This is a genomic window from Streptomyces sp. CA-250714 (assembly GCF_050936705.1).
GTDB lineage: Bacteria > Actinomycetota > Actinomycetes > Streptomycetales > Streptomycetaceae > Streptomyces.
The window spans coordinates 1,491,226-1,506,226 of sequence record NZ_JBNJMI010000001.1; the positions used below are offsets into that span (position 1 = coordinate 1,491,226).

Consider the following 15,001-nt stretch of genomic DNA (forward strand, 5'->3'; position numbering starts at 1 on the left):
CTCCCCCTCCCCCGACTGACCCGACGCACAGGCTGACCTGCAAATCTGTGACCCAGCCGAGACGAGGGACCAATCGCGTAGCCGCCACTCGTGGCCGATAGTGTTCCTACGCAAACGCGGGGGCACGCGCGTTAAACAAGCTCTCCCCCCGCTGCTCTGCACCCGCACACCGGGGTGCCGAACACCGAGGAGGGGAGCCATGTCCTACCCGAGCCCACCCGAACCCCCCGGCAGCCCCGGGGGGTTCGGCTACCAGCCAGGCCCCCCACCGGCGATGCCACCCGGTCCGCCACCGGGCCCGCCGGGGACAGGGATGCCACCGGGCGGCGGCCCCCACCCACAGGGGCCCGGACAATACGGCGCACCCGGCGGAGCCCCCGGAGGGATACCGGGCGGAATGCCCGGAGGGATCCCCGGCGGCGGGATGCCGCTACCGCCCCCGCCGCGGAAAAACACCGGCCGCACCTGCCTCACCGTGTTCCTCAGCATCGTCGGCGCCCTAGCCCTCCTCGCGGGCGGCGGACTGACCGCGCACACCGTCTCCAACGCCAACCAGGACATCCCCAACCGCTCCGGCTACGGACCCGACATGTGGCGCAACGAGCGGGTGGACCAACTCTTCCCCAAGACGCTCGGGCCGAAGACCAACTCGCAGTCCGGCGCGGACGATCCGAAGATCGCCGAGTGGCACCGCCTCGGCATATCCGAGGAGACCGGCTGCGCCGACGCGCTGACCGGTGCGCTGGCCGCCGAGGCGAAGAAGCGGGGCTGCAAGGCGGTGCTGCGCGCCACGTACGCCGACCCGACGGGCAACCTCGTCGCCACCGTGGCACTGATCGTCCTGCCGGAGGTCGAGGACCCCGAGGACGGAATGGGTCCCTTCTTCGACGCGGAGAAGGACAAGGACACCGCGAGCCACGGCGTCAAGCCGCTCCGGGTCCCCAAAACCGTCGCGGCCCGCTGGACGGACGCCGACCGCAACGGCTCGGATGGCGTGCAGGCCACCGACATGAACCTGCCCTACGCCATCGCGGCCTCCGCCGGTTCCGCCGACGGCCGCAAGGCGGGCCATCTTCCCGGGGAATGGGGCGGGACGAAGTTCGACGCGAAGTCGGACCGCATGCCCTGGCGGGAGGCCGCCGGCACCCTCGCCAACGATCTGAACCTGCACCTGGGCGACCTGCTGTTGGAGAAGACATCATGAACCGCCGACGCATCGGCACCATGGTCGCCGCCGCCGGGCTGAGCTCGCTGCTGTGCACGGTGACCGCGACCCCCGCCCAGGCCGACACCCCCGCCAGTTGGGAGTCACGGGCCCTCGGCCTCTCCTCAGCGCAGCGCACCACCCAGGGCGAGGGCATCAAGGTCGCCGTCCTGGACAGTGGCGTCGAGAAGGACCATCCGGCCCTCGCGGGCAAGGTGACCACCGGCCCGGACTTCCTCAAGGACGGCCTCCAGCCCGGCGATCCACGCTGGGGAGGCCACGGTACGGCGATGGCCTCGGATGTACTGAAGGTCGCCCCGAAGGCCGACATCCTGTCGGTGCGGGTGATCGACGACAAGAAGGACCACGATCTCGAGTTCAAGAACGGTCCCAGCCCCGTCGCCCAGGGCATCGAGTACGCGGTCGACCACGGCGCCGACGTCATCTCCATGTCGCTGGGCGGTGACTCCTTCGGCTCCAGCTTCAACGAGGACGAGACCAAGGCCCTGGCCCACGCCGCGTACAAGGGCGTGACCGTGGTGGCCTCGGCGGGCAACGACGGCGACGTCTTCAACGACTCGTCCTACCCGGCCGGCTACCCGGGCGTGATCGCCGTCGCCGCCGTCAAGCAGGGCGGCAGCCGCGCCGGGTTCTCCACCGTACGGACGTACAACACAGTCGCGGCGCCCGGAGTCGGCATCGTCAGCGCGAAGAACACCGGCGGCTACGAGCCCGTCAACGGCACCTCACCCGCCGCGGCCCTCACCTCCGGCGTGGTCGCCCTGATACTCGGCAAGGACAAGGACCTCAAGCCCTCGCAGGTCCGCGCCATCCTCACCAAGACCGCCGCGCACCCACCGGGCGGCTACAGCCCACTGGTCGGCCACGGCGTGATCAACGCGGCAGCCGCCGTACGCGCCGTCTCCAAGCCCCCCACCGATGGCGCCGCCCCCGCGGAGTATCGGGGCAAGTCGCATCTGGCGTCCCCGACCGGAGAAAAGGCCACCCAGCACCCACCGATGGACACAACGCTCCTGACAATCGGCCTGTCGGCCGCAGGCGCCGGACTGCTAATGGTCGCCGGAGCAATCATCGTCACCCGAACTGGCCGCCGCCGGGCCTAGGCGCCCGGCCGAGCGCCCCGTAAGGGGCGCGAGGAACTGCGCGACAAGCCACAACGCACCGGGAGCCTGCGGACATCGGCCAGGGGCAGCCCCTTCCCAGCACCAGGAACGGGGTCGCGCTTAAGGCTTGCCCGGCGGAGCTTGCTCGTCCCCTGTCGTGTGCTGGGCACGGGGTGCCCCTGCCCGGTTTTCGCAGGCTGCGGGTGCTTCGTGGTTTCGCGCGCAGTTCCCCGCGCCCCTTCGGGGCGCGTCCCTCCCAGTCAGGGCGCCATGCGCAGCCCGTCCCGTTGGGCGCCGCGGCTGAAGACGACCTTGCGGATGGACGCGTACGCCTCGTCCTGCGCCGCGTCACCCGCGCTCCTGCTCGCCTTCGAGGCCAGGTTGACCAAGGTGTGGCGGGGCGAGGTCTGCATCATGAACGGGGTGAACTCCGCCTTGTCGACGGACCATTCACCCGTACTCCGCTTGCTGTCCTTGCCGCCCGTGCCGCGCTTCGTGTCCTTCGGGGGCGCGAAGTGGAAGCGGGCCGCGGTGCCCATGCTTCCGCGCGGGTCGTTCATCTTCCCGGCGATCTGGTCGCCCATCCCGTAGACGACCCAGGTTCCGTTGACCTTCTCGTACGCCTGCGGGACGTGGGCATGGGTGCCGAGGATCAGGTCGATGTCCCGCCGTCCGTGCGAGCGCGAGGCGGTCAGCTTCTTGGCGACGGAGCGCTGGAGTTCGTCGGGGGCCTCCTGCCACTCGGTACCCCAGTGCAGGCTGGCCACCACCACATCGGCGCCCGCGCGGCGCGCCGCACGGGCGTCCCGGATGATGCGCTCGGGCTGGATGAGATTGACCAGCCACGGCTTGTCCTTGGGGATGGAGATGCCGTTGGTGCCGTAGGTGTAGGCGAGCTGTGCGACCTTGGCGCCGCCCGCGCGCAGCATCGCGGGTCTGCTGCGTTCCCGGGCCGAGCGGGCGGACCCCACGTGCTTGAGACCCGCGGTGTCCATCGCTTTGAGGGTGCGGGTCACGCCGTCGGCGCTGTCGTCCAGCGTGTGGTTGGAGCCGGTCGAACAGGAGTCGTAGCCCGCGTCCTTGACGGAGCGGGCGAGCTGCGGCGGTGTCTGGAAGAGCGGGTAGCCGGTGAACGGCCCGCCGTCCGGACCGTAGATGGTCTCCATGTGGCAGATCGCCAGGTCGGCCTGCTGCGCCAGTGGTTTGGCGGCGGCGATCATACGGCCGAACTCGTAGCCGGAGCCGCCCGCGTCCGCGCGCGCCTGCCGGATGATCGAGTCGTGTACGAGCAGGTCGCCGGTGGCGAACAGCGAGAACCCGCGCCGTGCACCCTGGCGTTGAGCCTGTGCGGCCTGCTCTCCCTTGCCGTGTCCGGCCCGGCTGCCTTCCCGGCCGGATCCGGAGTGCGAGCTGCTGTCGTTCTCCGCGCACCCGGCGACGCCGCCGAGCAGCGCGGCGAGCGCGAGCCCTGCCGCGGCGCGGCGGACGGCGATGCGGGGCCGGGTGCGGGCTCGGGTGGGTCGGGGAGCGTGGCCGAGGGCGAGGTGGCTGGTGCTCATCAGAGCTCCTCCGTGGCGAGAAAGTCATATAAGTCCGATAAACGCACTGGACGATGACTCGTCCCCGCTCCCCGGCGGCGACACCGCGTCTACGGCCGAACGGCCCACAAGATGCACCCGGTCAATCGTTCGATGTACTCGCGGATCCTCACTGACGACGAGGCCCCGCGCTCCCGCCGCAGCCGAAAATGGGCAGGTCAGCAGCGATATTCACGTCCCTTCAGGAGCTGGTTGTGACCGAACTTCGCCTCGCGCGGTACAGCGGAGAACAGCGGGCGGAGCCCGGCGGGAGGTCACAGGCGCTGCGCCGGGCGCTGGGCGGCGGCGCGGCCATGGCCCTGGCGCTGGGCATCGGCACCGGAGCCGGCCCCACGCTCGCCCGCGCCCTCGGAGTCGGCCCCTCCGGAACGGCCGCCAAGCTGGTCCCCGCCGCGCTGGTGAGCGCGGTGGCCCTCGCCCTGGTGCTGGGCGCGGTACGCCGGAGTGGCCACGGGCCCGCGCGGCTGGGGTTCGGCGGGCCGGCGGCGAGTCTGCGGGCGCTGCTGGCCGGGGTGGCCGTCACCGGCGCCGCGGCCTGTGCGGTGTTCGGCCTGGGTACGGCCGCCGGACTGCTGCGCTGGTCCAGCCCCGACCCTGCGGCCCTGGCCACGTTCCTGGTCACCAATGCCGCCGTCGCGCTGCTCCTCGAAGCGCTCCCCGAGGAGACGACGCTGCGGGGCTACACCTGGACCTCGCTCCGGGGCGCCTTCGGCGGCACCGCCACCGCGCTGGGTACGACGGCGGTCTTCCTGCTGGTGCCCGGCACCTCCACGGTGGTGGAGGCGGTGACCGCGCGGCTGCTCGGCGAGCAGGGGACGCACGTGGGTCTGGTGCCGGAGGGCCAGCACCCGGTGGACTATCTGATCCTGCTGACCCTCTTCGGGCTCACCCTGGTCGCCGCCCGGACCGCCCTGCGCGAGGCGCCGCTGTGGGCGGCGATCGGCACCCATCTGACCTTTCTCACCGTCAACCGCATCGTGCTGGAGGGCGACCGCCGGGACGCGGGCTGGTCCACCGTGCACCAGGACCCGGCCGCGCCGCTGCTGGTGCCGCTCTATCTGCTGGTCGCGGCCGGCGCCTTCGTCGTACTGCGCCGGGTGTCGAGCCGGGTCAGGCGCGGGTGACGGTGTGCCGGAAGAGGGCGCGGAGCGCGGCGTGCGAGGCGGGCGGGAGCGCGGCCTTGTCCAGCTGGGCGTAGGCCTCCGAGAGCTGCCAGGCGGAGATCTCGTGCGCGGCGGCGCGTCCGCCGGCGTTCTCGATGAGGTCGGCCAGCTCGTCCGGGGGCGGCGGGCACGCGGGGCCGCCGCCCAGCGACTGGGCGAGGGTGCGGGCGGCCGGGTTGCCGGCCCGCAGCGCGGCGATCAGCGGGAGGCTCGGGCCGCCCTCCCGTAAACCGCTCATCACGGGCCGCCCGCTCAGCCCCGTACCCGACCAGAGGTCCTCGATGTCGCGGGCCGCCTGCACGGCTATGCCCAGATGGTGACCGGCCCGGGTCAGCGTCTCGACGACCCGCTCGTCGGCGCCGCCCAGCAGCGCACCGCCCGCCAGCGCGCACTCCAGCAGCGAACTGGTGCGCGCCGCCGCGACCGCCGCGTACTCCTCCACGCTGATCCCCTCGGGGGCCCGGCGGCGCAGCGCCAGCTCGGCCGAGCGGCCGCTGATCAGCCGGGACGTCGTACGGGTCAGCATCCGCAGCACGGCAGCCCGCTCAGCCCTCGCGGCCTCCTCGCCCTCCCCCGTCGCCGCCCCGTGTGGGGCTCCGGTCGCGGCCAGGCCCTGCGCGGCTGCGGACAGGTCCTGGGCCGCGGTCGGCTCCGTGCCGTCCGGCCCGGCGCGCGGTCCATCCGGGCCCGCGCCCTCCGGCCCGGCCTCGGGGCCTTCCGCCTCCACCGGTTCGCCGGACAGCAGCAGGCAGCGGGTGGCCGCGCCCAGCAGCGCGTCACCGGCCAGCACCGCCCAGCCCGTTCCGTAGACCGCCCATACGGCCGAGCGGCCCCGGCGGAGCGCCTCGCCGTCCATGACGTCGTCGTGCAGCGCGGCCCAGTTGTGGACCAGCTCCACGGCCGCGGCCCCCGGCAGTGCCGCGGCCGTGGAGTCCTCCGGCGCCCGGCCGTCCCGCTCCGGCTCCCCCGCGCCCGCCGCGTGCAGGGCGAGCGCCGCGTGCGGATACGGGCCGGGGGTGACGCCGTAGGTGGGGCTGCCGTCCGGCCGGGTCCAGCCGAAGTGGTAGCCGCAGACCCGCCGCAGCTCCGGCTGGAGCGCGCCGACGGCCTCCCTCAGCACGGGTTCGGTCCGCTCGTGCGCGTACGCCAGCAGGGAGGGTGCGGCGGGGACGTCGGAGAGGTCGTGAGTCGTCACCGGAGCGGCTTCTCCTTTCTCCGGCCCAGGCGCGCCGAGCAGCGCGAAGCGTGTGGGAATGGTGCGCTCTCAGTAATCGGCTTTCCCTCCCTCCAGCCCTGTGACTCCCGCTCTGTGGGGCCGGTACGAAGCACACGGGGGCGCAGGGGGCGGCACGGCGCGGCAGGGGGCGGCACGGCGCGGGCAAGGGTCGGCAGGGTGCGGCGGAGCGCGCGAAATACGAGGTGTGAGGCGCTCGCGGAGTGCAACCCGGGACACGTACGCACGGCTCCCGGATGCGGGTGCGGGCGCGCGGGGCGAGAGTGAGAGCGCATGCGGCCCGCGCTCGACGGGGTCGGCGGGGCAGGTGACGTCTTGTAGTCACGAAGGGGCAGGAGAAGCGATGGCACGTCCGGTCTGGAGCGGAGTGATCACCTTCGGGCTGGTCACGGTTCCGGTGCGGATGTACGCCGCGACCGAGGACCACACCACCCACTTCCGCCAGTTGCAGCGCGGCACCAACGACCGGGTCCGCAACAAGCGGGTGAACGAGCGCACCGGCAAGGGCGTCGAGTACGACGACATCGTCAAGGGGTACGAGATCGCCGACGGCGAGTACGTCACCGTCGAGCGGGAGGAGCTGGCCGAGATCGCCCCGGGCAAGTCGCAGGTCATCGACGTCAGCGGGTTCGTGGACGCGGAACAGATCGATCCCGTCTACTACGTCCGCGCGTACTACCTCTCGCCCAGCGGTGACCAGTACGGCAAACCGTACGAGCTGCTGCGGGCGGCCCTCGCCGAGTCGGGGATGACGGGCATCGCCACGTTCGTGATGCACGGCAAGGAGTACCTGGTGGCGCTCCGGGCAGGCGACGAGGCGCTCACGTTGCACACGCTGCACTGGGCGGACGAGGTGCGCGACCCCCGCGAGGAGCTGCCCGCGCTGCCGCGCCACGAGCAGTCCGGCAGCAAGGAGCTGAAGACGGCACGGCAGCTGATCGAGAGCATGAGCACCCCCTTCCGGCCGCAGGACTACAACGACACCTACGAGGAGCGGGTGCGGGCGCTGGTCGAGGCCAAGGCGAAGGGCGAGGAAGTCGCCCCGGAGGAGGGCCCGCCCGAGGCGACCAACGTGGTGGACCTCAGCGAAGCGCTCAACCGCAGTATCGAGCGTGCGCGTTCTGGCCGTTCCGGCCGTTCCGGTCGTTCCGGCAAGCGGCAGTCCAAGGCCGAGGGCTCCGCGCGCACGCGGCGCGGCAACACGGGGCTCGCCGAGCTCAGCAAGGATGAGCTGTATCGGCGTGCCAGCGCGGAGGGGGTCAAGGGGCGCTCGAAGATGAGCCGCGAGCAGTTGCTCGAAGCGCTTGGTGGCTCCCGCGCCGCGTGAGCTCCGCGAAATTTTCGGCCGTCTCCGTTGTGGCGGTGGGGGGGTGCCACTGCCCGTTGTCCGCGGGCTGCGGGTACGTCGTGGCTTGTCGCGCCGTTCCCCGCGCCCCTTCGGGGCGCGTCCCCGACATAGTCGATTCCCGTGGCACATGCACCGGCTGTATGCGTGCTCCATTCGTTCTCGACGTTGACGCGAGAACAGGCGGTCCCTATACGGGAGTTCAGCGCTCGACCGATGTCGCTATGGCGCCGCTACAGCGGAATGTCGGCGCAGATGATCTTTCCGTGGTCAGGGGTCGGCCGAATGGTGACGTCACGGGCCAGATGGCAGACGATGGGCCAGCCGAACCCGCCGCCTTCTCCTTCGGCAAAATCCCGTGGACTGCGGTCCTGGGGAAGCGCCGAGGTGGAATCTCCGACTTCGACTGTGACGGAGTCGTGCCTGGCGGTGAGCCGGAAGTCGCGGATCCCCCTGCCGTGCCGTAGCGCGTTGGTGACCAGCTCGGATACGACCAGCAGGACGGTCTCGGCGGCTTCGGACGAGGGCGGCGGCGAGACCGTGGCCAGGAAATTCCGGGTGAGCTTGCGCGCCTGGAAACTGGTACGCAAACAGCTCGTCTGCGCTGTGCCGGCTGTAACACTCTCCTCGTCGCGGATGGCCGCTGCCTGTTCCATGCCTGTCTCCCGTCTCCGCAGGGCTGTTACCGCCGAATACGGCCCGACCCGCGAATGTGGGGTCTTTCCTCTCGCGGTGAGGTCTCGCACCTGCGCGAATACCTCACCGTCCGCTGAACGGTGCCCCGTGTGAACGCTCGAACGGTTGCAGGGTCAGTTACCCGGGGCTTTCGTCTTCATGCATAGTTCGCCGCGGATGGTACGGACCGGGAAAGGTCAGACCATTCCGCGACCAGTGGCGATCATCTCCGCGGACGGCCGTCTCCGCGATTGCCGTACGGCCGTCCCCGGGATCGGCAGCTGGTCGTCCGCGGGAACGGAGGACGGTCGTCCGCAGGTCGGTGGCCCGGCCGCCGAGGGCGGGCCGGCCACGGCTCCCGGAAGGTGTCACCGTGCCGGGCGGCAGGACGTACGATCACTGTGCGGGGGAGACACCGGCGGCGCGTCGTGGGCCGCCTTTCACGGCACCGGGTTTGGGATACTCGAAGACCGCAGGTCCGCATCAGGGCGGACGCGCAGAGCACCGGCTCCGTGCCGGGGGACGGAGGCGGAGTGAGGTCGCGGGAAAACGACCGTCTGGCCATCACGCCGCTCACCGTCAAGGACGAGTGCGCGGTGATCCGCTTCAGCGGCGAACTGGACCGTGGTTCCGAGGAGTTCTACCTGGACCGCATCGGCGCCGTGGTCGCCACCGGGTACCGCCACTTGGTGCTGGATGTGACGGCCCTGGTCTTCTGCGACTCACGGGGCCTCAACTGTCTGCTGGCCCTGCGCTGGCTGCTCCAGCGGCGGGAGGGCAGTCTGCTGCTCGCCTGCGTGGGACGGCGGCTGGCCGCGGTCCTCGCCCTCACCGGGAGCACGGAGATGCTGCCCGTCTTCTCCAGCGTCAGCGAGGCGCTCCGCTCCCTCCCCGCCGACCAGCGTCCCGACTGGCCTCCCACCGACAGCGCGGACCCGGACATTCCGCTGCACAGCCCGGAGCCGCTGGAGACCTCCTGGCAGAAGGACGCCAACCCGCACTTCCCCCGGGACCCAGAGGGCATGGACTCCTAGCCCACGACGCGGCGTCATCGGCGCCGCGGCTCGCGGTGTCGCGGCGGGCATCGGCCCGTGCCCGGGTGAGGATGGTGGGTCGAACAGCACGCACCGCACCCTAGGAACGGTCCATGGAGCAGCAGCAACAGGCCGTGAATCAGCCGCCGCAGCAGTCCTTCGACCAGGCGCCGCGGCCCGTGGAGCATCCGCAGCCCAAAGCGCTGTCCACCCGGGCGTTCCTGCTGTGGGGGCTGGGCCTCACGCTGCTGGTGATCGGGCTCAGCCTCGCGGCCGGGTCCGAGGTGCGGCTGGTCGGCCTGCTGATCTTCCTCCCAGCCATCGCGGCGAGCGTGGGCACCGTACGGCAGACGCAAGCCGCGTCCGTATGGGCGACAGCGGGTGCCGCGGTGTCCATCGCGCGCAGGCCCGGCTACCACCTCGACGACGCCATCACGCTGGTGCTCACGCTGCTGTTCGCGGTGCTCGCCGTCTTCGGGGTGCGCTGGCGCATCGCGCGGGACACCGAGCTGCTGCGGCTGCGCTCCACCGCCGCCGTCATCCAGCAGCACATCCTGCACCCGCTGCCCGAGCTGACGTCCCAGGTGCGGGTGGACGGGGTCTTCGAACCGTTGCAGGAGGACAAACTGTTCGGCGGCGACATCTACGACGTCGCCGCCAGTCCGTACGGCACCCGGGTGCTGATCGGCGACGTGCAGGGCAAGGGGCTGTCGGCGGTCGGGGCGGCCTTCGCCGTGCTCGGCGGGTTCCGCGAGGCGGCCCACCGGGAGCCGACGCTGACCGGTCTGGTGAACGCGCTGGAGACATCCGTGGTCCGGCACAACGCCTACGCCCGCCACTCGGGTGAGCCCGAGCGGTTCATCACGGCCCTGGTCCTCTCGGTCGATCCGCTCGACCGGGGGACCGCGCAGGCGGTCAACTGCGGCCATCTGCCGCCGTTCCTGGTACGGGACGGCCGGCCGCCGTGCCTGGTCGAGCTCGGCGACGCGGGCGTGCCACTGGGGCTGGCCTCACTGGTGGGCGAGGAGCGCTCGGCGGCCGGGTTCGGCTTTCCGCCGAACTCGACGCTGCTGCTGTACACCGACGGGCTCTCCGAGGCCCGGGACGGGGACGGCGCCTTCTATCCGCTGGCCGAGCGGCTCACCGCGCTGGTGGAGAGCGCCAGATCCGCTCCGGGGGCCCCTCCCCCGGAGCTGGCCCGCGCGCTGCGCGACGACGTCCGCGCCTTCACCCACCCCTATCAACAGGACGACCTCGCAATCCTCACCCTCCAGCGGCTCCCCGCCTCGGCGCTCGGCACGGCGCCGGAACACCCCGACACCGCACCGGCGCATCCCCGCGCGGAGGAACAGTCCGACTCCGAGTGACGGGCCGTCAGGAGCCGGGAACCCCGCACATGGTCAAGGCGCCGCATGCGCGCTGTTCGTACCGGCAGCTCTCCTGCGGATACGAGCGGCGGCCGTTATCGTCGGTGCGTACGGGGACGGTGGAAGCGCGGGGGCGTGCCGCCGAGGGGGACATGGAGGGGGAGCCGCATGACATCCGGCCAGGGGCGGCTGCTCGCGGTCAGCGACCTGCACGTGGGGATGGCGGCCAACAAGCCCGTGACCGAGGCGCTGCGTCCGCACTCCGACGAGGACTGGCTGATCGTCGCGGGGGACGTGGCGGAGCACTTCGACGAGGTGGCCTGGGCGCTGCGGCTGCTCGCCGAGCGGTTCGCCCGCGTGATCTGGACGCCGGGCAACCATGAGCTGTGGACGCCGCGCGGCGACCCGGTGCAGCTGCGGGGCGCCGAGCGGTACGCGCAACTGGTCGAGCTGTGCCGGTCGTTGGGGGTGCTGACACCCGAGGACCCGTATCCGCGCTGGACGGGGCCCGACGGCGAGGTGGTGATCGCACCGGTCTTCCAGCTGTACGACTACACCTTCCGGGCGCCCGGGACGCACACCAAGGAGGAGTCGCTGGCCCGCGCCCACGCCTCCGGTGTCGTGTGCACGGACGAGTATCTGCTGCACCCCGACCCGCATCCCGCGATCGACGACTGGTGCAGGGAGCGGGTCGCCGCCACGGAGAAGCGGCTGGACGCCCTCGATGCGGCCACTCCGCTCGTGCTGGTCAGCCACTGGCCGCTGCTGCGGGAGCCGACCGACGTGATGTGGTATCCGGAGTTCGCGCAGTGGTGCGGTACGGAGCTGACGGCGGACTGGCACACGCGGTACAACGTGGCCGTCGCCGTCTACGGCCATCTGCACATCCCCCGCACCACCCACCACGACGGGGTCCGGTTCGAGGAGGTCTCCATCGGCTACCCCAGGGAGTGGCGCCGCCGGGGGCATCCACGCGGACTGCTGCGTCAGATCCTGCCCACACCGGACGACAGCTGAGCCGAGCAGCCACTCAACCCTCCGGACGGTGCAGCTTCTTCGCCCGGCGCACCGTGGCGAACAGCAGCGCCGAGGTGAGCCCGAGCGCGGTCGCCACCGGCCGCACCAGCGCCCCCGCCGGTGCCCCGGGGTCCAGGGCACCGCTCAGCCCCAGCCCCGCGGTCAGCGAGCCGACCGCAGTCAGGAACGGCGCGGCGTACCAGAAGCCGAAGACGAACACACTGGCGTCGCCCGCCGGAGTCACCAAGCCCAGGGACAACAGATCTGTCCGCACGGGGCCGCGCACCGCCGCCAGCGCCGCGGCGGCGGCGAACGGCGGGACGCACAACGGCATCAGCAGCAACGCCCACCCGCCACCCTGCAGCGCGAACGGAACAGCCGCCGCGAGGGCGAGCGCCACGCCGACCAGTGTGGGCACGATGGTGTGCTGAAGCATCAGCGCGGCAAGGCGGAACGGCGACCAGGAGGAGCGCCGTATGTCGTCCGCCTCCAGCCGCGCGGTCTCCGCGAGCCTGCCCACCGCGAACCAGCCGAGGGCCAGCGCCATGGCGAGTACGGCGATCCGGGCCGCCCCCTCCAACGCCACCGCGAGCCCCGCCGTGCCGGATGCCGCCGCAGTCCACAGGGCCGCGCTCACCGCACGTCCCGGAGCACGCAGCAGGGCCACGGCATCCCGCCATACGACGACGAGCCGGCGCGAGCGCGGCATCGGCAGCCGACGCCGGATGACGGGCGCGCCGTCGGCGAGGGCTTCGCTGACCGCGAGTTTGGCCGCACGCAGTTCGGCCGACCACAGCACGGAGGCAACGGTCGCCGCGGTGGCGGCGCGTGCCCGCAGCCGCCGGGTGGGGATCGTCCCGGCCACCCGGAAGGCGTGCGCGAGTGCCGCTGCCGTACCGGCGAACAGCAGCACGAGCCCCGCGGGCCAGCCCTCGCCCCGCCCACCGGCCGCGTGCAGCACCGGCAGCGCGGCCCAGCCCCACGGCCCCGACCACAGTTCGGCCGTCTCCAGAAGTGCCGACCGACGGCCTGTCGCCGCCCACGCCGCCTGCCCGGCGAGGAGGGCCAACAGCAGTACGGCGTACGGCGTGAGCTCCCGCACGCGGCGCGCCAGTGATGCGCTGCGTTCCACCTGGAGGGCGAGCGCGGCAGCGAGCAGCGGCAGACAGACACCTGGCGGCAGACACAGCAGCAGCGCGGGACCCAGCTCGGCCAGCCCGGTCAGCCGCAGCAGCACCGCACCGCCCACCGCGCACAGTGCGCCGCCGACCGTCATCAGCACCACCGCCAGCCGGAACGCGGGGCGCAACACCCGTACCCGACGCACCGGTTGGGCCAGCAGCCAGGACAGTTCGTGGCGCGGCACCAGCACCGGGCCGCGCCACAGCGCGTCCCGCGCCGCGAGCACCGCGAAACCGCACGCCAGCAGAACCAGCACGGCCGGCAGGGCGCGGCGTATCGCCTCGGCGGTGCTGTCCTGCGCGGCCAGGTGCCCGAGCTGCTGGACGAAGCGGTAGCCCAGCGTGCTGCCGTAGCCGACACCGAGCAGCAGCACGGCGTAGCCGGTGACGGCCAGGTCGCGGTTGCGCTGGTTCCGGTAGGCCCGGCGCCTGACGTGCAGCCAGCGCAGGGTCTCATCAGTGCGGTCGTCGGCATCCGTCCACTCGGCGCCACCGGGCTCGACGCCGGGCGGATCGGTCAGCTCCGTACCGTCCCGCTGCGCTGTCCCGCTCACCGGGAATCACCGGACGCGGCAGGTCCGGCGGCGCCATCGGTCCCGCCGGAAGCGGTCGCCGCGTCCAGCTCGGCCAGCACCTCCGGCCCGCCCTCGGCAATCACCTTGCCGTCCTCCAGGACGACCACATGGTCCGCGACGGCATGCACCAACTCGGCCTGATGGGTGGCCAAGAGCACCGCGACGCCGTCGGCCTTCTCACCGCGCAGCAGCTCCGCGAGGCGGGTGCGCGCTGCCGGGTCGAGCCGCTGCTCCGGCTCGTCCAGTACGAGCAGATCGCGGGGTCTGACCAGGGCGGCGGCCAGTTGCAGTGCCTGCGTCTGGCCGGAGGAGAGGGCGGAGGGCAGCTGGTCGGCGTGACCGGTCAGCCGGCGGTCGGCCAGCACCTGGTCGAGCCACACGTCCGCGTCGGCCACTCCATGGGCCACGGTGATCAGTTCGAGGTGTTCGCGGACGGTGAGGTCCGGATAGAACGCGACGGTGTCTCCCGCCACAGCGACCCGGGCCCGCACCTCGGGGTCGTCCTCGTCCACCGGCCTGCCGTCGAACAGGGCGCTGCCCGTGGTGGGCAGGTCCCGTCCGCAGGCGATACGCAGCAGCGTCGACTTGCCCGACCCGTTGTGGCCGAACAGCGCGGTGCAAGCGCCGGGGAACACCTCCAGGTCCAGCGACTGGAGGGCCTCCCGCTCCCCGTACTGCCGGCTCACACCCGCCAGCCGCAGCAGCGGCTCACCGCGCTCCCCCGTCTCCGCCATGGGCGCTCGCGTCATCCTTTCGGGTGGCCGGGCCGAGAGCCGGCCCGGTGGTCGGGGCAGTGCAGCATGTGGACGGTGACGGGCTTGCCCAGAAAGACATCCTCCCGCCCCGGCGTGAAGCCCAGCCGCTCGGCGACCTTCACGGACGCGGAGTTGCCGTGCACGATCATCGCGGTGAGGTACTCCACGTCCAGTCGGCCGAAGCCCCATTCCACGACGGCCCGCGCCGCCTCGGAGGCGTATCCGCGGCCCCAGTGCTCCCGCCGGAACGTCCAGGCGGCCTCCACCTCGTCGAAGACCTGCCAGTAGTTGAGACCGCACCGGCCGAGGAGTTCCCCGGTCTCCTTGGACTGGACGGCACACAGCCCGTGCCCGCGCGCGGCCCACTGGCGCTCGACCTCCGCGAGCCGTTCGGTGGCCTGCTCCCGGGTGAAAGTGGGCACGAAGCGGGTGACCTCGGGATCGCTGTGCAACTCGACGAAGAAGTCCACGTCGTCCAGGGTCAGCGGACGCAGCAGCAGCCGCTCCGTCTCGATGACGACACCGCTCCCGCTGCCGCGCGCGGAGAAAGCTCGTTCGATGGGGCACATGGCGGCCATGTTCTCAAATGGTCTGGGCAGGTTGATCAGCAGCGGCAGCGTGCCCGGCGGTGACAGCATGGCCATGACGTCATACTCCTGTCACAGCCTGCGAAGGGCGCTGACCATGGAGGCCGTTGGTTGGTTAACCTGCAAGGGCGGCGCATCGCGG

13 protein-coding genes are annotated in these 15,001 nt (G+C 72.1%); 7 read left to right on the top strand and 6 right to left on the bottom strand.

Annotated elements, in window-relative coordinates:
• Nucleotides 1-397 precede the first annotated feature (397 nt).
• Entirely contained in the window at nt 398-1,204 is an 807-nt protein-coding gene (locus tag ACQEU8_RS06670; protein WP_433097813.1) for a hypothetical protein, read from the top strand.
• Nucleotides 1,201-2,328: a S8 family peptidase gene (locus tag ACQEU8_RS06675; protein WP_433097815.1), complete on the top strand. Its 1,128-nt coding sequence runs from the start codon at nt 1,201-1,203 to the stop codon at nt 2,326-2,328. The genes ACQEU8_RS06670 and ACQEU8_RS06675 overlap by 4 nt, the downstream gene beginning before the upstream one ends.
• 260 nt (nt 2,329-2,588) lie before the next feature.
• On the opposite strand, the gene ACQEU8_RS06680 is transcribed toward ACQEU8_RS06675, so the two are convergent.
• Nucleotides 2,589-3,887 (bottom strand): CapA family protein, encoded by a 1,299-nt coding sequence (locus ACQEU8_RS06680; protein WP_433097817.1) that lies wholly within the window; start codon nt 3,885-3,887, stop codon nt 2,589-2,591.
• Nucleotides 3,888-4,120: 233 nt separating this feature from the next.
• Here ACQEU8_RS06680 and ACQEU8_RS06685 point away from each other — a divergent pair, with 233 nt between their 5' ends.
• Nucleotides 4,121-5,050 carry a CPBP family glutamic-type intramembrane protease gene (locus tag ACQEU8_RS06685; protein ID WP_433097819.1) on the top strand — a complete coding sequence of 310 codons (930 nt, stop codon included), beginning with the start codon at nt 4,121-4,123 and terminating at the stop codon, nt 5,048-5,050.
• Here ACQEU8_RS06685 and ACQEU8_RS06690 read toward each other — a convergent pair.
• The gene (locus ACQEU8_RS06690) at nt 5,037-6,284 is read right to left on the bottom strand and encodes a polyprenyl synthetase family protein (protein ID WP_433097821.1); all 1,248 of its coding nucleotides are present in this window, start codon (nt 6,282-6,284) and stop codon (nt 5,037-5,039) included. The genes ACQEU8_RS06685 and ACQEU8_RS06690 overlap by 14 nt on opposite strands.
• Before the next feature lie 382 nt (nt 6,285-6,666).
• On the opposite strand from ACQEU8_RS06690, the gene ACQEU8_RS06695 reads away from it, so the two are divergent.
• A complete protein-coding gene (locus ACQEU8_RS06695; protein WP_433097823.1) occupies nt 6,667-7,650 on the top strand; it encodes a Ku protein in 984 nt (327 codons plus the stop codon).
• Between the two features lie 251 nt (nt 7,651-7,901).
• Here ACQEU8_RS06695 and ACQEU8_RS06700 read toward each other — a convergent pair whose 3' ends face one another.
• Nucleotides 7,902-8,324 carry an ATP-binding protein gene (locus tag ACQEU8_RS06700; protein ID WP_433097825.1) on the bottom strand — a complete coding sequence of 141 codons (423 nt, stop codon included), beginning with the start codon at nt 8,322-8,324 and terminating at the stop codon, nt 7,902-7,904.
• 552 nt (nt 8,325-8,876) lie between these two features.
• Here ACQEU8_RS06700 and ACQEU8_RS06705 point away from each other — a divergent pair.
• From ACQEU8_RS06705 to ACQEU8_RS06715, 3 genes are all read left to right on the top strand, one after another.
• The gene (locus ACQEU8_RS06705; RefSeq protein ID WP_433097827.1) at nt 8,877-9,377 is read left to right on the top strand and encodes an STAS domain-containing protein; all 501 of its coding nucleotides are present in this window, start codon (nt 8,877-8,879) and stop codon (nt 9,375-9,377) included.
• 113 nt (nt 9,378-9,490) lie between these two features.
• Nucleotides 9,491-10,744, top strand: coding sequence for a PP2C family protein-serine/threonine phosphatase (locus ACQEU8_RS06710; protein ID WP_433097829.1), 1,254 nt, complete (start codon nt 9,491-9,493; stop codon nt 10,742-10,744).
• A 168-nt stretch (nt 10,745-10,912) separates the two neighbouring features.
• Complete coding sequence (locus ACQEU8_RS06715; protein WP_433097831.1) at nt 10,913-11,761, top strand: metallophosphoesterase family protein; 849 nt, start codon at nt 10,913-10,915, stop codon at nt 11,759-11,761.
• A 13-nt stretch (nt 11,762-11,774) separates the two neighbouring features.
• On the opposite strand, the gene ACQEU8_RS06720 is transcribed toward ACQEU8_RS06715, so the two are convergent.
• From ACQEU8_RS06720 to ACQEU8_RS06730, 3 genes are read right to left on the bottom strand one after another with little or no spacing between them, the layout of a single operon-like run.
• Nucleotides 11,775-13,496, bottom strand: coding sequence for a hypothetical protein (locus tag ACQEU8_RS06720; RefSeq protein WP_433097833.1), 1,722 nt, complete (start codon nt 13,494-13,496; stop codon nt 11,775-11,777).
• The gene (locus tag ACQEU8_RS06725; RefSeq protein WP_433097835.1) at nt 13,493-14,251 is read right to left on the bottom strand and encodes an ABC transporter ATP-binding protein; all 759 of its coding nucleotides are present in this window, start codon (nt 14,249-14,251) and stop codon (nt 13,493-13,495) included. The genes ACQEU8_RS06720 and ACQEU8_RS06725 overlap by 4 nt, the downstream gene beginning before the upstream one ends.
• A gap of 11 nt (nt 14,252-14,262) precedes the next feature.
• Nucleotides 14,263-14,916, bottom strand: coding sequence for a GNAT family N-acetyltransferase (locus tag ACQEU8_RS06730; RefSeq protein ID WP_433097837.1), 654 nt, complete (start codon nt 14,914-14,916; stop codon nt 14,263-14,265).
• Nucleotides 14,917-15,001: the final 85 nt, after the last annotated feature.